General features: G+C 50.6%; 20 protein-coding genes. 11 read left to right on the forward strand and 9 right to left on the reverse strand.

All coding sequences use genetic code 11. The features are described from left to right. Positions 1-80 precede the first annotated feature (80 nt). Positions 81-1,808, forward strand: coding sequence for a VWA domain-containing protein (locus KXD89_RS07195; protein WP_001244806.1), 1,728 nt, complete (start codon positions 81-83; stop codon positions 1,806-1,808). 70 nt (positions 1,809-1,878) lie between these two features. Here the strand turns inward: KXD89_RS07195 and elaD are convergent, their stop codons facing one another. Both elaD and rbn read right to left on the reverse strand, forming a co-directional pair. Further along, on the reverse strand, positions 1,879-3,090 hold the full coding sequence (elaD, locus tag KXD89_RS07200) for a deubiquitinase ElaD (RefSeq protein ID WP_001393504.1): 1,212 nt from the start codon (positions 3,088-3,090) through the stop codon (positions 1,879-1,881). A gap of 187 nt (positions 3,091-3,277) precedes the next feature. Then, entirely contained in the window at positions 3,278-4,195 is a 918-nt protein-coding gene (rbn, locus tag KXD89_RS07205) for a ribonuclease BN (RefSeq protein WP_001300687.1), read from the reverse strand. Between the two features lie 64 nt (positions 4,196-4,259). On the opposite strand from rbn, the gene KXD89_RS07210 reads away from it, so the two are divergent. The 9 genes from KXD89_RS07210 (at position 4,260) to pmrD (ending at position 12,531) form a co-directional block, all read left to right on the forward strand. Continuing rightward, positions 4,260-4,721, forward strand: coding sequence for a GNAT family N-acetyltransferase (locus KXD89_RS07210; protein WP_000574091.1), 462 nt, complete (start codon positions 4,260-4,262; stop codon positions 4,719-4,721). Between the two features lie 54 nt (positions 4,722-4,775). After that, positions 4,776-5,081, forward strand: coding sequence for a stress response protein ElaB (gene elaB, locus KXD89_RS07215; protein ID WP_000070621.1), 306 nt, complete (start codon positions 4,776-4,778; stop codon positions 5,079-5,081). 78 nt (positions 5,082-5,159) lie between these two features. Continuing rightward, the gene (gene menF / locus KXD89_RS07220) at positions 5,160-6,455 is read left to right on the forward strand and encodes an isochorismate synthase MenF (RefSeq protein WP_001191419.1); all 1,296 of its coding nucleotides are present in this window, start codon (positions 5,160-5,162) and stop codon (positions 6,453-6,455) included. Between the two features lie 88 nt (positions 6,456-6,543). After that, entirely contained in the window at positions 6,544-8,214 is a 1,671-nt protein-coding gene (gene menD, locus KXD89_RS07225) for a 2-succinyl-5-enolpyruvyl-6-hydroxy-3-cyclohexene-1-carboxylic-acid synthase (protein WP_001295284.1), read from the forward strand. After that, positions 8,211-8,969 carry a 2-succinyl-6-hydroxy-2,4-cyclohexadiene-1-carboxylate synthase gene (gene menH, locus KXD89_RS07230; RefSeq protein WP_000600499.1) on the forward strand — a complete coding sequence of 253 codons (759 nt, stop codon included), beginning with the start codon at positions 8,211-8,213 and terminating at the stop codon, positions 8,967-8,969. Before menD ends, menH begins: the two co-directional genes overlap by 4 nt. 14 nt (positions 8,970-8,983) lie before the next feature. Continuing rightward, entirely contained in the window at positions 8,984-9,841 is an 858-nt protein-coding gene (gene menB, locus KXD89_RS07235; RefSeq protein WP_000639996.1) for a 1,4-dihydroxy-2-naphthoyl-CoA synthase, read from the forward strand. Continuing rightward, positions 9,841-10,803 carry an o-succinylbenzoate synthase gene (menC, locus tag KXD89_RS07240; RefSeq protein WP_001255628.1) on the forward strand — a complete coding sequence of 321 codons (963 nt, stop codon included), beginning with the start codon at positions 9,841-9,843 and terminating at the stop codon, positions 10,801-10,803. Before menB ends, menC begins: the two co-directional genes overlap by 1 nt. After that, complete coding sequence (menE, locus tag KXD89_RS07245) at positions 10,800-12,155, forward strand: o-succinylbenzoate--CoA ligase (RefSeq protein WP_000577625.1); 1,356 nt, start codon at positions 10,800-10,802, stop codon at positions 12,153-12,155. Before menC ends, menE begins: the two co-directional genes overlap by 4 nt. Before the next feature lie 109 nt (positions 12,156-12,264). After that, positions 12,265-12,531: a signal transduction protein PmrD gene (gene pmrD / locus KXD89_RS07250; RefSeq protein WP_001295285.1), complete on the forward strand. Its 267-nt coding sequence runs from the start codon at positions 12,265-12,267 to the stop codon at positions 12,529-12,531. Here the strand turns inward: pmrD and arnF are convergent. The 7 genes from arnF to arnB are packed head-to-tail and all read right to left on the reverse strand — an operon-like array spanning position 12,525 to position 19,875. Then, positions 12,525-12,911 carry a 4-amino-4-deoxy-L-arabinose-phosphoundecaprenol flippase subunit ArnF gene (gene arnF, locus KXD89_RS07255; RefSeq protein ID WP_000523880.1) on the reverse strand — a complete coding sequence of 129 codons (387 nt, stop codon included), beginning with the start codon at positions 12,909-12,911 and terminating at the stop codon, positions 12,525-12,527. The two genes, pmrD and arnF, sit on opposite strands and share 7 nt — an antisense overlap. After that, positions 12,911-13,246, reverse strand: a complete 336-nt coding sequence (arnE, locus tag KXD89_RS07260; RefSeq protein WP_000638031.1) for a 4-amino-4-deoxy-L-arabinose-phosphoundecaprenol flippase subunit ArnE — start codon at positions 13,244-13,246, stop codon at positions 12,911-12,913. The genes arnF and arnE overlap by 1 nt, the downstream gene beginning before the upstream one ends. Beyond that, on the reverse strand, positions 13,243-14,895 hold the full coding sequence (arnT, locus tag KXD89_RS07265) for a lipid IV(A) 4-amino-4-deoxy-L-arabinosyltransferase (RefSeq protein ID WP_000844057.1): 1,653 nt from the start codon (positions 14,893-14,895) through the stop codon (positions 13,243-13,245). Before arnT ends, arnE begins: the two co-directional genes overlap by 4 nt. Further along, positions 14,895-15,785 carry a 4-deoxy-4-formamido-L-arabinose-phosphoundecaprenol deformylase gene (gene arnD / locus KXD89_RS07270; protein WP_000169728.1) on the reverse strand — a complete coding sequence of 297 codons (891 nt, stop codon included), beginning with the start codon at positions 15,783-15,785 and terminating at the stop codon, positions 14,895-14,897. The genes arnT and arnD overlap by 1 nt, the downstream gene beginning before the upstream one ends. Beyond that, a complete protein-coding gene (gene arnA / locus KXD89_RS07275) occupies positions 15,782-17,764 on the reverse strand; it encodes a bifunctional UDP-4-amino-4-deoxy-L-arabinose formyltransferase/UDP-glucuronic acid oxidase ArnA (protein ID WP_000860273.1) in 1,983 nt (660 codons plus the stop codon). Before arnA ends, arnD begins: the two co-directional genes overlap by 4 nt. Beyond that, complete coding sequence (gene arnC, locus KXD89_RS07280) at positions 17,764-18,732, reverse strand: undecaprenyl-phosphate 4-deoxy-4-formamido-L-arabinose transferase (RefSeq protein ID WP_000461657.1); 969 nt, start codon at positions 18,730-18,732, stop codon at positions 17,764-17,766. Before arnC ends, arnA begins: the two co-directional genes overlap by 1 nt. 3 nt (positions 18,733-18,735) lie before the next feature. Continuing rightward, on the reverse strand, positions 18,736-19,875 hold the full coding sequence (gene arnB, locus KXD89_RS07285) for a UDP-4-amino-4-deoxy-L-arabinose aminotransferase (RefSeq protein WP_001295286.1): 1,140 nt from the start codon (positions 19,873-19,875) through the stop codon (positions 18,736-18,738). Between the two features lie 307 nt (positions 19,876-20,182). Here arnB and ais point away from each other — a divergent pair, with 307 nt between their 5' ends. Next, positions 20,183-20,785 carry a lipopolysaccharide core heptose(II)-phosphate phosphatase Ais gene (gene ais, locus KXD89_RS07290; RefSeq protein ID WP_000879112.1) on the forward strand — a complete coding sequence of 201 codons (603 nt, stop codon included), beginning with the start codon at positions 20,183-20,185 and terminating at the stop codon, positions 20,783-20,785. Positions 20,786-20,797: the final 12 nt, after the last annotated feature.

The following is a 20,797-nucleotide window of genomic DNA, read 5'->3' on the forward strand; positions in this document are numbered from 1 at the left end:
TGTATTTTATTAAGATTAGCAGGATTATACAAAGAGTATATTTTATGTCTGGTGCCTGAGTTTATTTAAAAGGATTTTATATGCGAAATAAAAATATAATCATGTTGCTTATGAGTAGTTTGATTTTGTCAGGATGTGGGCCGCAACCTGAGAATAAGGAAAGTCAGCAACAACAACCCAGTACTCCCACAGAGCAGCAAGTGCTTGCCGCGCAGCAAGCTGCAATAAAAGAGGCTGAGCAAAGCGCCGCCGCCGCGAAAGCCTTGGCCCAGCAAGAAGTGCAACAATATTCAGACAAACAGGCTTTACAGGGGCGATTGCAGGAAGCGCCAACATTTGCAAGAGCGGCTAAAGCAAAAGCTACACATATCGCAAATCCAGGAACCGCTCGCTACCAGCAGTTCGATGATAATCCGGTTAAGCAGGTAGCGCAAAATCCGTTGGCGACGTTTAGTCTTGACGTTGACACTGGCAGTTATGCGAATGTAAGGCGTTTCCTCAATCAAGGGCTGTTACCTCCGCCAGACGCTGTGCGGGTGGAGGAGATAGTCAATTATTTCCCGTCTGATTGGGATATCAAAGACAAACAATCTATTCCGGCCTCTAAGCCAATACCTTTCGCTATGCGCTACGAATTGGCACCTGCACCATGGAATGAACAGCGAACATTGCTGAAAGTTGATATCCTGGCGAAAGATCGCAAAAGTGAAGAGTTACCAGCTTCTAATCTGGTCTTTCTTATCGACACTTCTGGTTCAATGATTTCTGATGAACGTTTGCCACTTATCCAGTCTTCGTTGAAATTATTGGTCAAAGAACTTCGTGAGCAGGATAACATTGCCATCGTGACCTACGCTGGCGACTCCCGTATTGCATTGCCTTCTATCTCCGGGAGTCATAAGGCGGAAATTAATGCCGCAATTGATTCGCTGGATGCCGAAGGCAGTACCAATGGCGGTGCCGGGCTGGAACTGGCTTATCAGCAGGCGACGAAGGGGTTTATTAAGGGCGGCATCAATCGCATTTTATTAGCCACTGACGGTGACTTTAACGTTGGCATTGACGATCCAAAATCGATTGAATCAATGGTCAAAAAACAGCGGGAGTCTGGTGTTACTCTGTCGACGTTTGGCGTGGGGAATAGCAATTACAACGAGGCAATGATGGTGCGAATTGCCGATGTTGGTAACGGCAACTACAGCTACATTGATACCCTCTCTGAAGCGCAGAAAGTATTGAATAGTGAAATGCGGCAGATGTTGATTACCGTAGCAAAAGATGTCAAAGCGCAAATTGAGTTTAACCCCGCGTGGGTAACGGAATACCGTCAGATTGGTTATGAAAAGCGCCAACTTCGGGTGGAACATTTTAATAACGACAACGTTGATGCAGGGGATATAGGCGCAGGCAAACATATAACGTTGTTATTCGAATTAACGCTGAACGGGCAAAAAGCATCAATTGATAAGTTACGCTATGCCCCGGATAACAAATTAGCGAAATCGGACAAAACGAAAGAACTGGCCTGGTTAAAAATTCGCTGGAAATACCCGCAGGGAAAAGAAAGTCAGTTAGTTGAATTCCCGCTGGGGCCAACAATAAACGCGCCCTCTGAAGATATGCGTTTTCGCGCAGCAGTAGCTGCATATGGGCAAAAGTTACGCGGTTCTGAATACCTGAACAATACCTCCTGGCAGCAGATCAAACAGTGGGCTCAGCAGGCAAAAGGGGAAGATCCACAGGGTTACAGGGCGGAATTTATTCGCCTGATTGAACTGGCGGATGGTGTGACTGACATCAGTCAGTGATGACTGTTTAGCAAACTATGTTCGACCAGTCAGCATATTTGCTGACTGGTCGAATTAATTAACAATGATGTTAACTCACTCTTTTGCCGGATGCTCTATTTTTGGGTTGTGAGTGTTTTATTTCTAAGTTTCTATAATAATGATTGATATTTGCATCGCCATATTTATCTAAATAACAATTTCTGTTTGCCAGTCGATGTTGAAAATCAATTTCGTACTGCTCTTCTGCTGAATATTTTTTAAATCTGTCAGCATGGTTTTTTAATAACGTATAGGGGGCGCTGTCAGAATTGCTTTCCCTTTGTTCAATCACTTCCTGGGCTGCCATGCACACAAATGCACCGCAACTTTGGCTTAAGTATTGCTGAAGATCGGCATGTAAAAATATTATCTCTGGTTCATTTAAATGAACTTTTATATTATTATTCGACATTTCTCCCATGAGTTCAGAATTAAAACTATTAATGACACGCTTAAGTGAATTTTCTTTATCATAGCCTAGTGCACGCAATGAGTTGAATATGACGCATTTTATTTGTAGTTTATTATTTTTTTTATTTACTATTTTCTGTAGCGAAACTAATATCCAGTGTCCGCCAGTATTTATGGGGAATAACTGGACTTCATTCGGCCATGATGGATCGCTCTTAATATTTTCATTGAGAGCGTCTTCCAGGTGAGTTCTGGTGGAGTAGGGGACGTAGAGACCAGTAGGATAATTGACTTGAGTATTTTTTGCATTAGCGGCGATCTTCTGAAGATAGCAAGCTATTTCATCTGTGGTTAATTGACGATTTTTATCCCAGAAGTTTGTACCATCACTCAGTTCATTATTCTCATCATTTAAAAGCACCTTTGAAAGCGACTGTTTTTCAGATATAAGAGGAATTTCATCACCGATAATTGTCATTAATTTCGAAGGGGAGAATAGTTTTTTGAACAGGAGATCATCTGAATCATGTGATTTGAGGGGGGAGTTGGTTGCGATATGTGCCAGATTATATAATTTTAAACAAGCATTTTTGATAAGTCGGATAATCGATAGGGTCTCATTTGTTGGGGTTCTAACAATATGGTAAAGAATATCTTCAGCTTCTTTCCCAAATTTATCATAACCTAACGCAATATTATGCAGTAACTCAATGCTTTCTTCATCTCCGGATAACGCTGTTTTTTTTAAAGACTGCAGTAATTCCTCGGTCACAGTAAATTTTTCTGCAAATGTCTGACTGAGTTGCGTTTGAGATAATTGACAATAATTGCTGACAACTGTAACCATCATGGGCTCCTTTTAGTTGCAAAGGTTGTGCTGAATCAAGATGAAAAGAGGCAACTTATTGCTCTGAATATAGTGCGTAAGGAGATGAATAAATATCAAAAATCGCTCAATATGCCTGTGTGGGTGGATATATGTAGCGCGGGTTGCGATAACAGGGCAAGTTTCGCCCTGTTTTTAATAATAAGCAGAGTTAAACGTTAAACACGGTGAAATCATTCGCCAGTTCAGTCGCCGGGAAAATTGACCTGCATTCACGTAACAGGTGCTGACAACCTTTGTCATCATAGCGCGAGCTGACGTGGGTAATGATTAGCTTGCCGACTCCAGCCTCACGGGCTAGTGTCGCAGCCTGGCGTGTAGAGCTATGGCCGCGACTATTGGCTTTGGCTTCCATGGTTATATCCAGCGTCGCTTCGTGCACCATGACATCGACACCTTTAGCCAGGTCAAGTGCGGCATCGCAGGGGCCGGTATCGCCGAAAATAGCGAGCGCTTTACCTGGCACTGGAGCAGCTAAGTAATCTGCGCCGTTAATCTGCCTTCCATCTTCCAGCGTGATTGTTTTGCCCGCTTTTAATTCCTGAAACAGTGGGCCAGGCGGCACGCCAGCAGCTTTTAATGCCTGGGCATTTAATGCACCCGGTTTATCATGTTCTTCAATACGATAGCCATAACATTCCAGTGGGTGTTCCAGCGGATAAGCGGTTACTTTGCGCAGGCCATCATCGAGAATTTCGCCAGCGCCAATTTCGACAATTTCCAGCGGATAATCGGTCCATGAGCCGCTAATCCGCAGCGCGGTTTCCACAAATTCACGGATACCTTGCGGACCATAAATCGTTAAGGGTTGGATAATGCCTGACATAGAACGACTGCACAGCAAGCCGGGTAAACCAAAAAGATGATCGCCATGAAGGTGACTGATAAAAATCTTGTCCAGTTTTCCAGGGTTAAAGGCGGTATGCAGTAGCTGATGCTGGGTGCCTTCACCGCAGTCAAACAACCAAAGTCCGCTCTGGGTCGGATGTTGCAGGTTAAGCAATATTGCCGTGACATTGCGCGTGCGGGTTGGCACACCGGCTGAAGTACCTAAAAAAATTAATTCCATGAGTTCATCACGTTTCAAAAAATATTCCGGCTAGTATAAGGCATACATCTAAAAGGAGAGCATTATGATTGAATGGCAAGATCTGCATCACTCTGAATTATCGGTTTCCCAGCTTTATGCCTTATTACAACTGCGTTGCGCGGTGTTTGTTGTCGAGCAGAATTGCCCTTATCAGGATATCGATGGTGATGATTTGACGGGGGATAATCGCCATATTCTCGGTTGGAAAAATGATGAACTGGTGGCGTATGCGAGGATTCTGAAAAGTGATGATGATCTTGAGCCGGTCGTTATAGGTCGGGTGATTGTCAGTGAAGCGTTGCGTGGCGAAAAAGTGGGGCAGCAGCTGATGAGTAAAACACTCGAAACATGTACGCATCACTGGCCTGATAAGCCTGTTTACCTCGGGGCGCAGGCGCATCTGCAAAACTTCTACCAGAGTTTCGGTTTTATCCCTGTGACGGAGGTCTATGAAGAAGATGGTATCCCACACATTGGGATGGCACGCGAGGTAATTCAGGCGTAATCAACAACCCTTGTCTATAGTTAGTGACAGGTTTTACGCAAATGGAGAACGAGAATGTCTAATCAGTTTGGTGATACACGTATCGATGACGACCTGACGCTGCTTAGTGAAACACTGGAAGAGGTGCTCCGCTCCTCTGGCGATCCCGCCGATCAGAAATATGTTGAGCTGAAAGCGCGTGCAGAAAAAGCGCTGGATGATGTGAAAAAACGGGTTAGCCAGGCTTCAGACAGTTATTACTATCGGGCGAAGCAGGCAGTTTATCGTGCTGATGACTACGTCCACGAAAAACCCTGGCAAGGAATTGGTGTGGGCGCGGCCGTTGGGCTGGTACTAGGACTGTTGCTGGCACGCCGTTAAAACCTCCCTACACCGGGGTACTGCATTTTTTTTGTAGTACCCCGTATAATGTGAGGCTTTTAACAGGGAGAGGTCCGCGTGCAATCACTTACTACGGCGCTGGAAAATCTACTGCGCCATTTGTCGCAAGAGATTCCGGCGACACCCGGCATTCGGGTTATCGATATTCCTTTCCCTCTCAAAGACGCTTTTGATGCCTTGAGCTGGCTGGCCAGTCAGCAAACATACCCGCAATTCTACTGGCAACAACGTAATGGTGATGAAGAAGCTGTCGTCCTGGGCGCGATTACCCGTTTTACGTCGTTGGACCAGGCACAACGTTTTCTTCGCCAGCACCCGGAACACGCCGACTTACGCATTTGGGGGCTGAATGCTTTTGACCCGTCGCAGGGCAATTTACTTTTACCCCGCCTGGAATGGCGACGCTGTGGCGGTAAAGCCACGCTGCGGCTGACGCTATTCAGCGAAAGCTCCCTTCAGCACGATGCGATTCAGGCAAAAGAATTTATCGCCACACTGGTGAGTATCAAGCCCTTGCCTGGGTTACATTTAACCACCACGCGAGAACAACACTGGCCGGACAAAACGGGCTGGACGCAATTAATCGAACTGGCAACGAAAACCATCGCCGAAGGTGAGCTCGACAAAGTGGTGCTCGCTCGGGCAACTGACCTGCATTTCGCAAGTCCGGTCAACGCGGCGGCGATGATGGCTGCCAGTCGTCGACTGAATCTGAATTGCTACCATTTTTACATGGCCTTTGATGGCGAAAATGCTTTTCTTGGCTCTTCACCGGAACGGTTATGGCGGCGGCGTGACAAAGCGCTGCGTACTGAAGCGCTGGCGGGAACAGTAGCAAATAATCCTGATGATAAGCAGGCGCAGCAGTTAGGAGAGTGGCTGATGGCGGATGATAAAAACCAGCGCGAGAACATGCTGGTGGTGGAAGATATCTGTCAACGATTACAGGCCGATACCCAGACGCTGGATGTTTTACCGCCGCAGGTACTGCGTCTGCGTAAAGTGCAGCATCTTCGCCGCTGTATCTGGACTTCACTCAACAAAGCGGATGATGTGATCTGTTTACATCAGTTGCAGCCAACGGCAGCAGTTGCTGGCTTACCGCGCGATCTGGCGCGACAGTTTATCGCCCGTCACGAACCGTTCACCCGAGAATGGTACGCCGGTTCTGCGGGCTATCTCTCATTACAACAAAGCGAATTCTGCGTTTCCCTGCGCTCAGCAAAAATTAGCGGCAATGTCGTGCGATTATATGCTGGCGCGGGCATTGTCCGTGGTTCCGACCCCGAGCAAGAGTGGCAGGAAATCGACAACAAAGCGGCAGGGCTGCGTACTTTATTACAAATGGAATAGTAATGAGTCGCATCATTACCGATTCATATCAATAATCTATTTTTGTAGCTCCTTATACTTAGCCGCAATATTGATACCGGACAAACTCATGTCAGTAAGCGCATTTAACCGACGCTGGGCGGCGGTCATTCTGGAAGCATTAACGCGTCACGGCGTCAGACACATCTGTATCGCCCCAGGCTCGCGTTCTACACCGTTAACGTTAGCGGCGGCGGAGAATTCCGCATTCATTCACCACACCCATTTCGATGAGCGTGGGTTGGGGCATCTGGCGCTGGGGCTGGCGAAAGTCAGCAAGCAGCCGGTGGCGGTGATTGTGACCTCCGGCACGGCGGTGGCAAATCTCTATCCGGCACTGATTGAAGCCGGGTTAACCGGAGAAAAACTGATTCTCTTAACCGCCGATCGCCCGCCGGAGCTAATTGACTGCGGCGCGAATCAGGCAATTCGCCAGCCGGGAATGTTCGCCTCTCACCCCACGCACAGTATTTCATTGCCGCGCCCGACCCAGGATATCCCCGCACGTTGGCTGGTTTCTACCATCGACCACGCTCTCGGTACGCTTCATGCGGGGGGAGTCCATATCAACTGCCCGTTTGCTGAACCGCTGTATGGCGAAATGGACGATACCGGGCTTAGCTGGCAACAGCGTCTGGGTGACTGGTGGCAGGACGACAAACCGTGGCTGCGTGAAGCGCCTCGTCTGGAAAGTGAAAAACAGCGCGACTGGTTCTTCTGGCGACAAAAGCGCGGCGTGGTGGTTGCCGGGCGCATGAGTGCGGAAGAGGGCAAAAAAGTTGCCCTGTGGGCGCAAACTCTTGGCTGGCCGCTGATTGGCGATGTGCTGTCACAAACCGGGCAGCCGCTGCCGTGTGCCGATCTTTGGTTAGGCAATGCCAAAGCGACCAGCGAGCTGCAGCAGGCGCAAATTGTGGTGCAACTGGGAAGCAGCCTGACGGGGAAACGGCTCCTGCAATGGCAGGCAAGCTGTGAACCAGAAGAGTACTGGATTGTTGATGACATTGAAGGGCGACTTGATCCGGCACACCATCGCGGACGTCGCTTAATTGCCAATATTGCCGACTGGCTGGAGCTGCATCCGGCAGAAAAACGCCAGCCCTGGTGCGTTGAAATCCCGCGCCTGGCGGAACAGGCAATGCAGGCGGTTATTGCCCGCCGTGATGCGTTTGGCGAAGCGCAACTGGCGCATCGCATCTGCGACTATCTGCCTGAACAGGGGCAATTGTTTGTTGGTAACAGCCTGGTGGTACGTCTGATTGATGCGCTTTCGCAACTTCCGGCAGGTTACCCGGTGTACAGCAACCGTGGGGCCAGCGGTATCGACGGGCTGCTTTCGACCGCCGCCGGCGTTCAGCGGGCAAGCGGCAAACCGACGCTGGCGATTGTGGGCGATCTCTCCGCACTTTACGATCTCAACGCGCTGGCGTTATTGCGTCAGGTTTCTGCGCCGCTGGTATTAATTGTGGTGAACAACAACGGCGGGCAAATTTTCTCGCTGTTGCCAACGCCGCAAAGCGAGCGTGAGCGTTTCTATCTGATGCCGCAAAACGTCCATTTTGAGCACGCCGCCGCGATGTTCGAGCTGAAATATCATCGTCCGCAAAACTGGCAGGAACTTGAAACGGCATTTGCCGACGCCTGGCGCACGCCAACCACCACGGTGATTGAAATGGTGGTTAACGACACCGATGGTGCGCAAACGCTCCAGCAACTTCTGGCGCAGGTAAGCCATTTATGATCCTGCACGCGCAGGCAAAACACGGAAAACCAGGTTTACCCTGGCTGGTGTTTTTGCACGGTTTTTCCGGCGATTGCCACGAATGGCAAGAAGTGGGCGAGGCGTTTGCCGACTACTCACGGTTGTATGTTGATCTCCCAGGTCACGGTGGTTCGGCGGCGATTAGCGTCGATGGATTTGATGATGTCACCGACTTACTGCGTAAAACCTTGGTTAGTTACAACATCCTTGACTTCTGGCTGGTGGGGTACTCGCTTGGTGGACGGGTGGCGATGATGGCGGCTTGCCAGGGGCTGGCGGGGCTTTGTGGGGTTATTGTCGAAGGCGGGCATCCGGGGCTGCAAAATGCTGAACAACGTGCGGAACGTCAGCGTTCCGATCGCCAATGGGTGCAGCGTTTTCTCACAGAACCGTTAACGGCGGTATTTGCCGACTGGTATCAACAGCCTGTTTTTGCCTCACTCAATGACGATCAACGCCGGGAGCTGGTGGCGCTGCGCAGCAACAATAATGGCGCAACGCTTGCCGCCATGCTGGAGGCGACTTCTCTCGCCGTCCAGCCTGATTTACGTGCTAACCTTAGCGCCCGCACATTTGCGTTTTATTATTTATGTGGTGAACGTGACAGCAAATTCCGCGCCCTGGCGGCGGAACTGGCTGCCGACTGCCATGTCATTCCTCGCGCCGGACATAACGCGCATCGGGAAAATCCCGCTGGCGTAATCGCAAGTCTGGCGCAGATCTTGCGTTTCTGACTAAAGGACACAATATGATTTATCCTGATGAAGCAATGCTTTACGCACCGGTTGAATGGCACGACTGCTCCGAAGGTTTCGAGGACATTCGTTATGAAAAATCCACCGACGGTATCGCAAAAATCACCATTAATCGTCCGCAGGTGCGCAATGCCTTCCGTCCTCTGACGGTAAAAGAGATGATCCAGGCGCTGGCAGATGCGCGTTATGACGACAACATCGGCGTGATCATTCTGACTGGTGCAGGCGATAAAGCGTTCTGCTCCGGTGGTGACCAGAAAGTGCGTGGTGATTACGGCGGCTATAAAGATGATTCCGGCGTACATCACCTGAATGTGCTGGACTTCCAGCGTCAGATCCGTACCTGTCCGAAACCGGTTGTCGCGATGGTGGCTGGCTACTCCATCGGCGGCGGTCACGTTCTGCACATGATGTGCGACCTGACTATCGCGGCAGATAATGCCATCTTCGGTCAGACTGGCCCGAAAGTCGGTTCCTTCGACGGCGGCTGGGGCGCTTCCTACATGGCTCGCATCGTCGGGCAGAAAAAAGCGCGTGAAATCTGGTTCCTGTGCCGTCAGTACGACGCAAAACAGGCGCTGGATATGGGCCTTGTGAACACCGTGGTACCGCTGGCGGATCTGGAAAAAGAAACCGTCCGTTGGTGCCGCGAAATGCTGCAAAACAGCCCGATGGCGCTGCGCTGCCTGAAAGCTGCACTGAACGCCGACTGTGACGGGCAGGCGGGGCTGCAGGAGCTGGCGGGCAACGCCACCATGCTGTTCTACATGACGGAAGAAGGTCAGGAAGGTCGCAACGCCTTCAACCAGAAACGTCAGCCTGACTTCAGCAAATTCAAACGGAATCCGTAATGCGTAGCGCGCAGGTATACCGCTGGCAGATCCCCATGGACGCGGGGGTGGTTCTGCGCGACAGGCGGTTAAAAACCCGCGACGGGCTGTATGTTTGCCTGCGTGAAGGCGAGCGCGAAGGGTGGGGGGAGATCTCCCCACTGCCGGGCTTCAGTCAGGAAACCTGGGAAGAGGCGCAAAGTGTGCTGCTTGCCTGGGTAAATAACTGGCTGGCAGGCGATTGCGAGCTACCGCAGATGCCTTCCGTGGCCTTTGGCGTAAGCTGTGCATTGGCAGAACTGACAGATACGTTGCCGCAAGCAGCCAACTACCGTGCGGCACCGCTGTGTAATGGCGATCCGGACGATCTGATCCTCAAACTTGCAGATATGCCAGGCGAGAAAGTGGCGAAGGTCAAAGTGGGATTGTACGAAGCGGTGCGCGACGGCATGGTGGTGAATCTGTTGCTGGAGGCAATTCCGGATCTGCATTTGCGTCTTGACGCAAATCGCGCCTGGACACCGCTGAAAGGTCAGCAGTTTGCCAAATACGTTAACCCGGATTATCGCGACCGCATCGCGTTTCTCGAAGAGCCGTGCAAAACCCGCGATGATTCGCGAGCGTTTGCCCGTGAAACCGGCATTGCCATTGCCTGGGATGAAAGCCTGCGCGAGCCGGATTTTGCCTTTGTGGCTGAAGAGGGCGTGCGCGCGGTAGTTATCAAACCCACGCTCACGGGCAGTCTGGAAAAAGTACGCGAGCAGGTACAGGCGGCGCACGCGCTGGGGCTGACGGCGGTGATCAGTTCTTCCATTGAATCGAGCTTAGGCTTAACGCAACTGGCGCGGATTGCCGCCTGGTTAACGCCGGACACCATTCCAGGGCTGGACACGCTGGATCTGATGCAGGCGCAGCAGGTACGTCGCTGGCCGGGTAGCACGCTGCCTGTCGTGGAAGTTGATGCACTGGAGCGGTTGTTATGATCTTCTCTGACTGGCCGTGGCGTCACTGGCGGCAAGTGCGGGGAGAAACCATCGCCTTACGTCTTAATGACGAGCAACTCAACTGGCGCGAGCTTTGTGCTCGCGTCGATGAATTAGCCTCCGGATTTGCGGTGCAGGGGGTGGTTGAGGGCAGCGGCGTGATGTTGCGGGCGTGGAATACGCCGCAAACGCTGCTCGCCTGGCTGGCGTTACTGCAATGCGGGGCGCGGGTGTTGCCCGTGAACCCTCAGCTGCCGCAACCGTTGCTTGAAGAATTGCTGCCCAATCTGACGCTGCAATTTGCTCTGGTGCCGGATGGGGAAAACACGTTTCCGGCATTAACGTCGCTGCACATTCAGCTGGTTGAAGGCGCACATGCCGCTACGTGGCAGCCGACGCGTCTGTGCTCAATGACGTTGACCTCGGGTTCTACCGGTTTGCCGAAAGCCGCTGTCCATACTTATCAGGCCCATCTTGCCAGTGCGCAAGGTGTGTTATCGCTGATTCCGTTTGGCGATCACGATGATTGGTTGCTCTCTTTACCGCTGTTTCACGTCTCCGGTCAGGGAATTATGTGGCGCTGGTTATACGCTGGTGCGCGGATGACGGTACGTGATAAACAGCCATTGGAGCAAATGCTGGCAGGCTGTACTCACGCTTCACTGGTGCCAACACAACTCTGGCGTTTGCTGGTTAACCGTAGTTCCGTTTCCCTGAAAGCGGTGTTACTTGGCGGCGCGGCTATCCCGGTCGAGTTGACGGAACAGGCGCGCGAGCAGGGGATTCGTTGCTTTTGCGGCTATGGTCTGACCGAGTTTGCCTCCACGGTGTGTGCGAAAGAAGCCGACGGCCTGGCAGACGTTGGTTCGCCGCTGCCGGGTCGGGAAGTGAAAATCGTTAATAATGAAGTGTGGCTGCGGGCTGCCAGTATGGCAGAAGGTTACTGGCGTAACGGGCAACTGGTTTCACTGGTTAATGACGAAGGCTGGTACGCTACGCGCGATCGCGGTGAGATGCATAATGGCAAGCTGACCATTGTCGGACGTTTAGACAATCTATTCTTCAGTGGCGGAGAGGGTATTCAGCCGGAAGAAGTCGAGCGCGTAATTGCTGCACATCCTGCGGTTTTGCAGGTGTTTATCGTCCCCGTTGCCGACAAGGAGTTTGGTCATCGACCGGTGGCGGTGATGGAGTATGACCACGAGAGCGTTGATCTTAGTGAATGGGTGAAAGATAAGCTGGCCCGTTTTCAACAACCGGTGCGCTGGCTAACTCTGCCGCCGGAGCTGAAAAACGGCGGTATTAAAATTTCACGTCAGGCGCTAAAAGAGTGGGTGCAACGTCAGCAATAATTAACCCTCCGTTTCACTTCTCATTTCTGCCATTCCATTGCCGTTGATAAAGAGTTTATCTGTTAATCTGTAAATTGATGTGAAAACTCTTAGCAAACAGGATAATGCAATGGAATGGCTGGTCAAAAAATCGTGCTGCAATAAACAAGATAACAGACATGTACTTATGCTCTGCGATGCTGGCGGCGCGATAAAAATGATCGCCGAAGTGAAGAGTGACTTCGCCGTGAAAGTGGGGGATTTACTCTCGCCTTTGCAGAATGCGCTTTATTGTATTAATCGTGAAAAGCTGCATACGGTGAAAGTCCTCTCGGCAAGCAGTTATAGCCCCGATGAGTGGGAACGGCAGTGTAAAGTGGCAGGGAAAACTCAGTAACGTTGTTTTGTCGTGGGCAGGAAAATCAGCATCAACCCGCTCATAATACAGGCTACTCCCAGTAGTGCTTTCAGCGAAAAAGTCCCTTCCCAGCCGGGAAGTACCATTGAAGCAATCCATACCAGCACATAACTCATACTGAGCAAGGCATAGGCTTTGCTTAGCGCAAGTTTATGAAGCGTTTTATACCAACAAAAAACGGAAAGCAGATAACCCAGCAGCCCGAGTAACAGTATCCGGGCATCCAGGCCAAAAGCTAACAGAGCCGCGATAAAATCCCATAAGTGCGTCATCGGCGGCAGATGACTCGCCGCAAAACCCAGGCTTAATTGCGCAACTGAGGCAATAATGACGCTGAATAATCCCCACATCAGGCCCATTACACCGTACTCCCGAGGATCACAATGCCGCCAATAATGAACGCCACCCCACACCAGTGACGCGGCGATACCGGTTCGTGCCACAGTTTTACTGCAGCCAGCGTCACCCAGACAAAATTCAGACTTAACATCGGGTAAGCAATGCCTACCGGTACGTTCTGCAAGACCAGCAGCCAGAGCACCATGGCAAGACCAAGACAAGCCAGCGCCAGTCCCAGCCACAGCACGATATGTTTGCGCCGTTTGTTTATCGCCACAAAGCAGGTTGCCTGTTTCTGACACAACTGCCCGGCAACGCTAAGCAAGCTGGCAAAGACTAATGTTAGCCAGATCATTTGGGACGATACTGAATCAGCACCAGACGCTCCTGACGATCGATGGCATCTGCGGGCGGAATGGCGAGACTGTTGATATCTTCATCGCGGTCAACCGAAAGCACGAGAGTAATAATCCCCTCCTGACGATGTTGATTAAGCCAGTTTGCGAACTCATCACCGCTGACAAATCTCCCTTTCGCATCCGGATAATTAAGGCCGTATTTCAACTCACCTGTCTGGCGATACATGATGATGTCATCGCGTTGCAGGCTCCATGCCAGACCTGCGGCAACACCGACGCTATCAGTAAGAATATAGCGGCTTGGCTGAAGTGATTCTTGTGTCATCTCGACAAAAAATTGCGGATGTTTTCCTTCCATAACTCTGTCAGGAATTGAAAATCCTACCAGCAACGCCAGCCCCAGCGGGCAAAGCGCGGCAAAAGGCCAGGTCTTTTCGACGTTTGTTAAGGTGTACCAGCCGAAAAATGCCCATAGCGAAAAAATCGACCAGGCACAAAAGACTTTATAGCTCTCGAAGGTTTGCCACACCGGCGTGTTCATTGGTCCCCACGGGGAGACCACAAATGTGGCAATAATGCCAGTGACGCCAAAAGCGATGTTAATCCAGCCATTAATCCGCAGCGCCAGAGGATTATTTTTTGCTGCCAGCAAAGCGTAATGCGCCATCAGCATTGCCAGAGATGCAAAGCAGGAAAGAATATAGGTGGGCAATTTACCTTTAGCGACGGAGAAAAACAGCAGCGGCATTATCGTCCAGCTCAACAAATAGACGGTTGCGGAATGCTTGCGGTTTTTCCAGCCTGTGTACAGTGCACCGGGGAGTAATCCCAGCCACGGCAGGCTACCGGCAATGATGACCGGCACGTAGTACCAGAACGGAGCTCTATGTTGGGCATCATCCAGTGCAAAGCGTTGAATATGCTCAACCCAGAAAAAATAGTGCCAGAAGTTAGGCTCCCGCTGCGCTATCGCCAGTCCCCAAGGGAGAACCGTCAGTACGCAACTGATAACCGCCAGCCAGCCGTAAATAAAGAGATCTTTCCAGCGTTTTTGCGTCGCTACCCATGGCAGCACGCTTAATACCGGCACGGCAAGGGCGAGAAAACCTTTGGTCATCACCCCCATGCCGCAGGTGATTCCCAGCAGTAAAAATCCTGCGCTTTTGCCTTTCCACGTCTGTGCCTGCATTGCCAGCCAGAAGCTGCACATTCCCGCCACCAGCCAGAATGCAATAAACGGATCGAGCACGGCATAAGTGCCGATGGCATAGACAATAAACAATGAGAGATAAATTACTGTGGCGAGTAGAGCCAGACGTTTATCGCGCCATAAGCGCAGAGTAAACCAGGTCACCAGCGCGGCAGTTAACAGGGTCGCAAAGATAACGCCTGCCCGCACACCAAAGTTATTCGCGCCAAATAGCCATTGCCCAATGCTGTTAATCCAGTATCCGGCAATGGGTTTTTCGAAATAACGTAGCCCTAACAGATGGGGCACAATCCAGTCGCCGGATGCCAGCATTTCTCGACTGATTTCCGCATAACGCGTTTCATCGGGTTGCCAGAGCAGACGCGTGCTGATCGGTAACAGGTAATAGCAGGCAATAAACGCGAAGAGGCCGATAAGGTAACGTACCGATTTCATCAGCGACTACCCGCAATTTGTTGGCAACCCAGCCAGCCTTCACGTCCGGCAATATTTCCGCGAACAACTTGTCCGAGCGGCAACGTCTCTGATAACAGTTCGCTTAAAGGGCAAAATGTCACGCCTTCCTGAGCTGCGCGTTTGAGGAGATCCACAAAATTATGCTGATAAGCGCAGCCTTCAACTTCTGCATGAATGGTATAAACCGGCGTGCCTTTATCTCGCAGGATGCGGTTGAGTAACCAACCGTTAAAATCTTCTGCTTTCACATCCCGACCAATCACTTCATCCCAGGTGGGTAAGGTCACCGGAATTTGCGCAGTGCCAGGGTTTCCTGATTCGAGCAATGGACGGAACGGCATGGCCCCACGACAATCGCTGTTGTAGCGCAAATGGAACGCTTCTTTTGCTTCGATCACCTTCTGGTCGGCACGCCAGCCCGCAGCGGCAGAACAGGTTACCGGTTGACCGATAATCTCTTCCAGAGTGCGAAGACCGCGTGCAATATCGTCGATCATTGTTTGCCGATCCCAGTTACCGCTACGGGCTTGCCAGGCATGGTGATCCCAGGCGTGCAGGCCGACTTCGTGATGTTTAGCCGCTTCACGAATGATATCGGCATTGGCATGACCAATCTCTTTACCTGGCCAGGCCGTACCTGCCAGTAAAATATCCCAGCCATAAAGCGATGCCGCGTTTGAGCGCAGCATCTTCCACAAAAACTGTGGCTTCACCAGTCGCCAGAGATGGCGGCCCATATTGTCCGGGCCGACGCTGAAAAAAATGCTGGCCTGAATATTATGCTTACTCAAGATTTCCAGCAGACGCGGCACGCCTTCACGGGTGCCACGAAAGGTATCGACATCAATGCGTAAGCCTACTTTGGTCATGATGGTTTATCCGTAAGATCAACGGTGCGCAGGAAGAAATCCAGCGTTTCGTCGATGGTTTCCTGCATATCAATTTTCGGCTCCCAGTCCAGGCAGCGGTGGGCATTGCGGATGCTCGGTTTACGATGCTCTACGTCCTGATATCCTTTGCCGTAGTAGCTGCTACTTTCGACAACGCGAAAGCCCGCAAACGGTGGGAAATGATGGCGCAGCGGATGTTTTTCGAAGCTCGCCAGCAGCATCTCGCCCAGTTCCTCAATGCTCGCTTCGTTCTCAGGATTGCCAATGTTGATAATTTCACCGTCGCAGCGATTTCCCGCATTTTCGATAATGCGGTATAACGCCTCGATACCATCGCGAATATCAGTAAAGCAGCGTTTTTGTTTTCCGCCATCAATCAGCTTAATCGGTGAACCTTCTACCAGATTGAGAATGAGTTGCGTAATAGCGCGGGAGCTGCCAATTCGCGCTGCATTAAGGTTATCCAGTCGTGGTCCCATCCAGTTAAACGGGCGGAAGAGGGTGAACTGTAAACCCTCTTTTTCGCCATAGGCCCAGATCACCCGATCAAGTAATTGTTTTGATACCGAATAAATCCAGCGTGGTTTATTCACCGGGCCGACGATTAAATTAGAATGGTCCTCATCGAAGTATTTATCGCTACACATCCCATAAACTTCTGAAGTTGACGGGAAGATGATTCGCTTACGGTACTTCACGCAGTAGCGGATAATGCGCAGATTCTCTTCAAAATCGAGTTCAAATACGCGCAGCGGGTTGCGGGTATATTCAATCGGCGTGGCTATCGCCACCAGCGGCAAGACGACATCACATTTTTTGACATGATACTCAATCCATTCGGAATGAATACTGATATCGCCTTCAACAAAGTGAAAATGCGGATGATTCAGAAAACGGCTTATCGCATCGCTGCCAATATCCAGACCGTAAACTTCATAATGATCTTCGCGCAGCAGGCGTTCTGTCAGATGGTTGCCAATAAAGCCATTCACCCCGAGGATGAGTACCCGGGTACGGCGTCGGGCGGTGCAGGCAGGCTGGCTATTCAAGCGTGAACCTTGCACCAGGCCCAGCGTCTGCGCTAATTGCGAGCCCTGCATAGTAATGCCGTCGCCCGCCTGTCCGGTGACGATTTCCAGCGCGCCATCGCCACAGGCAATCAGCAGTGGCGCAACAGAAATCACGCTCCCCGGCTGTGCTTTGCTGGCATGAGGATGAACACGCGACGACCAGACGGTGAATTTCTGATTGCCAACATAGCTGAAGGCACCCGGCCACGGATCGGCAACGGCACGTACCATGTTGTGCAGTACGGATGCCGGTTTATGCCATTCAAGGAAACTGTCATCCGGCGTTCTGCGACCAAAACAGGTGGCTTCGTTTTCGCGCTGGGCGATTTCCAGAATATTACCGTGTTTAATGGCGGGTAATGTCTGTTCCAGTAGCTGGCGCGCGGCATGGCACAATTTATGATGCAGCGTAATAGCGATATCGTCTGGCGCAATGGCAATGCGCAGTTGCGCCACAATGGCCCCGGCATCGGCACGTTTCACCATTCGGTGCAATGTAACGCCAGTTTCCGTTTCACCGTTGACCAGCACCCAGTTCAGCGGCGCGCGACCACGATATTTTGGTAACAGCGAACCATGCAGATTAAATGCACCTGCGGGAGCGAGCTGCAAAATTTCGTCGTAAATAAGATGGCGATAATAAAAAGAGAAAATCACATCTGGCGACAGTTGGGCAATGCGTTCCACCCACAGCGGATGATTAACGTTATCCGGCGCATAAACCGGAATGCCTCTTTCCGCCGCCAGACGAGCCACCGAACCATAAAAGGCTTTTTCACCGGGATTATCAGTATGGGTAAAAATGGCGCTAATTTCGTAACCGGCAGCCAGCAGGGCTTCAATACCGAGGCATCCCATATCGTGGTAGGCAAAAACGACGGTTTTCATTATTCATTTTCCTTGCTGGATGGACGGATAACTTGCTGAACAAAATAGCGGGGGCGGGCGCGGACATCGGTGTAGATCCTGCCGATATATTCACCGAGTAATCCCATGCCGATAAACTGAGCGCCAATAAAAGTAAACAGCACGGCAAATAGCATAAAGACGCCTTCTGCCGCCCATTGTGGTCCGAAGGTCAGGCGTAAAATCACCAGCAGCACCGCAATGCTAAAACCTCCAATCGCAATAATGCTGCCGAGCAGACTCAGCATACGTAGCGGCGTTGTGGTAAGGCAGGTCACCAGGTCGTACATCAAATTAATCAGGCGCATAAAACTGTATTTGGATTCACCAAACTCACGCTCGGCATGATGTACTGGAATTTCAATGGCACGGCGGGCGAAGATATTCGCCAGAATCGGGATAAAGGTGCTGCGTTCATGGCAGTGCAACATCGCATCGACAATATGACGGCGATAGGCGCGCAGCATACAACCGTAATCACCCATCGCTTTGCCAGTGGTGCGCTGAATAAGCCGGTTAATCATCTTCGAAGCGGTTTTACGAAACCAGCTGTCCTGGCGGTTCTGGCGTACAGTCCCTACCACGTCGTAACCTTCATCGGCTTTTGCCACCAGGCGGGGGATTTCTTCTGGCGGATTCTGGAGATCGGCATCAAGGGTAATAATTAAGTCGCCAGTAACGTGACTGAATCCCGCCATAATCGCTGAATGTTGCCCGTAATTGCGGTTAAGCAAAATAGACACAATATGGCTGTTCTCCGCTTGTGAGGCTTCGACCAGCATATGCGCGGAATTATCGCTACTGCCGTCATCAATCAGCAGGATCTCATACTCTTTCCCCAACGATTCACAGGCTGTGGTGGTGCGCCTGATTAATTCCGGTAAGCTTTCCTGCTCGTTATAAACGGGAATAACCACCGAGACTTTCTTAACAGGGTGGATTTCAAACATGGCTTATTGTCCTGCGAGTTGCTGAAGGGCTGTGATGACATGGTCGGCATCGGCGGTAGTCATATCCGGGAACAGCGGCAAAGAACAGATGCGTTCGCTATTCCATTCGGTATTCGGTAACGACAGCGTGGGAAAACGCTCGCGATAATATTTTTGTGTGTGAGCGGCGCGGAAATGTAACCCGGTACCAATGCCTCTTTCTTTTAACGCTTCCATCAACGCATCGCGACTGATACCACAACGTTGTTCATCGACACGAATAATAAACAGATGCCAGGCGTGAACGTGCGGCCAGGCGGGAAGGCTTAATGGCTGAAAGGGGAGAGCTGCCAGTGCTTGCTGATATTGCTGGGCAATTTCGCGCCGACGGGTGTTGAGGTGCTCTAATTTGACTAACTGTGTCAGGGCAATCGCGGCGTTAATATCGGTCAGATTGTACTTATAGCCCGGTGTTAAGACTTCAGCCTGCGGTGCACGGCCCCAGGTTTGTCTGTCATAGGCATCGACACCCAGACCGTGAAATTTCAGCATCCGTAGCTGGCGGGCAAGGTTTTCATTATCAGTTACAATCAGGCCACCTTCAGCACAGGTAATATTTTTAATGGCATGAAATGAAAAAATAGCGGTACCTTTTGCGCCAATATGTCGCCCTTTGTAATACGTACCGACGGCATGGGCAGCATCTTCGATAACTGCGATGCCGTAACGTTCGCCAATGGCGCGAATGGCGTCAATATCTGCTGGCGCACCGGCATAATGCACCGGAATGATGGCTTTAGTGCGTGGCGTAATGGCTGACTCGATAGCTTCAGGCGTGACCATCAGCGTATCGCGGTCGACATCCACCATTACCGGCGTTGCACCCAACAAGGAAATCATATTGAGGGTTGAAACCCAGGTCAGGGAAGGCGTAATCACTTCATCGCCCTTGCCAATTTTCAACGCCATTAGCGTGATATGCATTCCGGCGGTGGCTGAACTGACCGCGATGGCATGCTGATTTCCCGTCAACTGGCAAAAAGCTTGCTCAAGCGCCTGATTCTTCGGACCGGTTGTGATCCAACCGGATTCGAGAACCTCTTTAACTGCAGCGAGTTCCTCCACGCCCATTGCTGGTCGCGAAAAAGGCAAAAATTCTGACATTGCTTTTCCTTCCGCCATTGAATACCTGTCCACTTATATTTGCTATAAAGAGTGTTGTGTATATTTTGCCATTTGGAGCGAAATTTTAAGGATAGAATATTAACTTAACCTTAAGAAACTAATATTAGACGTAAATATTGAAATTTTTATATTTTTTCTTATTTAGGCTTTGCATTTGGCAAAATTTTGAGGCATTTTGCCGACATCGTAGGATTTTTAATATTACACCAACTGCGAATTATCGCCAGAAATGTAGCTCAATTTCACGGTAATTGTCTGGTTGCGCTTGTCTATAGGTGGAGTTTACGTGTTAGCTTTTTGCCGCTCTTCGTTGAAGTCAAAAAAATATATCATCATTTTACTGGCGCTCGCTGCAATTGCCGGACTGGGTACTCATGCCGCCTGGAGTAGCAATGGTTTGCCACGTATCGACAATAAAACACTGGCCAGACTGGCACAGCAGCACCCGGTTGTCGTTTTGTTTCGTCATGCTGAACGTTGCGACCGTTCAACCAATCAATGCTTGTCAGATAAAACAGGTATTACGGTTAAAGGTACCCAGGATGCCCGTGAACTGGGCAACGCTTTTAGTGCTGATATCCCTGATTTCGATCTTTATTCCAGTAATACCGTCCGGACCATTCAGTCGGCTACCTGGTTTTCAGCGGGTAAAAAATTGACGGTAGATAAACGACTTCTTCAGTGCGGTAATGAGATTTATAGTGCAATTAAGGACTTACAAAGCAAAGCGCCTGATAAAAATATCGTTATTTTCACCCATAATCATTGCCTGACATATATTGCTAAAGATAAGCGTGACGCGACATTTAAACCTGATTATCTGGATGGTTTAGTCATGCATGTGGAAAAAGGCAAAGTTTATCTGGATGGGGAATTCGTTAACCACTAAATTTTCAATCTG

The organism is Escherichia sp. TC-EC600-tetX4, assembly GCF_019356055.1.
GTDB lineage: Bacteria > Pseudomonadota > Gammaproteobacteria > Enterobacterales > Enterobacteriaceae.

Bases quoted from the DNA above. Each gene is read 5' to 3' on its own strand.
- arnT (WP_000844057.1), bottom strand. From the start codon at position 14,895: ATGAAATCGGTACGTTACCTTATCGGCCTCTTCGCGTTTATTGCCTGC.
- pmrD (WP_001295285.1), top strand. From the start codon at position 12,265: ATGGAATGGCTGGTCAAAAAATCGTGCTGCAATAAACAAGATAACAGA.
- arnB (WP_001295286.1), bottom strand. From the start codon at position 19,875: ATGTCAGAATTTTTGCCTTTTTCGCGACCAGCAATGGGCGTGGAGGAA.
- menB (WP_000639996.1), top strand. From the start codon at position 8,984: ATGATTTATCCTGATGAAGCAATGCTTTACGCACCGGTTGAATGGCAC.
- arnD (WP_000169728.1), bottom strand. From the start codon at position 15,785: ATGACCAAAGTAGGCTTACGCATTGATGTCGATACCTTTCGTGGCACC.
- arnA (WP_000860273.1), bottom strand. From the start codon at position 17,764: ATGAAAACCGTCGTTTTTGCCTACCACGATATGGGATGCCTCGGTATT.
- rbn (WP_001300687.1), bottom strand. From the start codon at position 4,195: ATGGAATTAATTTTTTTAGGTACTTCAGCCGGTGTGCCAACCCGCACG.
- elaD (WP_001393504.1), bottom strand. From the start codon at position 3,090: ATGATGGTTACAGTTGTCAGCAATTATTGTCAATTATCTCAAACGCAA.
- menD (WP_001295284.1), top strand. From the start codon at position 6,544: ATGTCAGTAAGCGCATTTAACCGACGCTGGGCGGCGGTCATTCTGGAA.
- arnC (WP_000461657.1), bottom strand. From the start codon at position 18,732: ATGTTTGAAATCCACCCTGTTAAGAAAGTCTCGGTGGTTATTCCCGTT.
- KXD89_RS07210 (WP_000574091.1), top strand. From the start codon at position 4,260: ATGATTGAATGGCAAGATCTGCATCACTCTGAATTATCGGTTTCCCAG.
- menH (WP_000600499.1), top strand. From the start codon at position 8,211: ATGATCCTGCACGCGCAGGCAAAACACGGAAAACCAGGTTTACCCTGG.
- menE (WP_000577625.1), top strand. From the start codon at position 10,800: ATGATCTTCTCTGACTGGCCGTGGCGTCACTGGCGGCAAGTGCGGGGA.
- elaB (WP_000070621.1), top strand. From the start codon at position 4,776: ATGTCTAATCAGTTTGGTGATACACGTATCGATGACGACCTGACGCTG.
- menC (WP_001255628.1), top strand. From the start codon at position 9,841: ATGCGTAGCGCGCAGGTATACCGCTGGCAGATCCCCATGGACGCGGGG.
- arnE (WP_000638031.1), bottom strand. From the start codon at position 13,246: ATGATCTGGCTAACATTAGTCTTTGCCAGCTTGCTTAGCGTTGCCGGG.
- KXD89_RS07195 (WP_001244806.1), top strand. From the start codon at position 81: ATGCGAAATAAAAATATAATCATGTTGCTTATGAGTAGTTTGATTTTG.
- arnF (WP_000523880.1), bottom strand. From the start codon at position 12,911: ATGGGCCTGATGTGGGGATTATTCAGCGTCATTATTGCCTCAGTTGCG.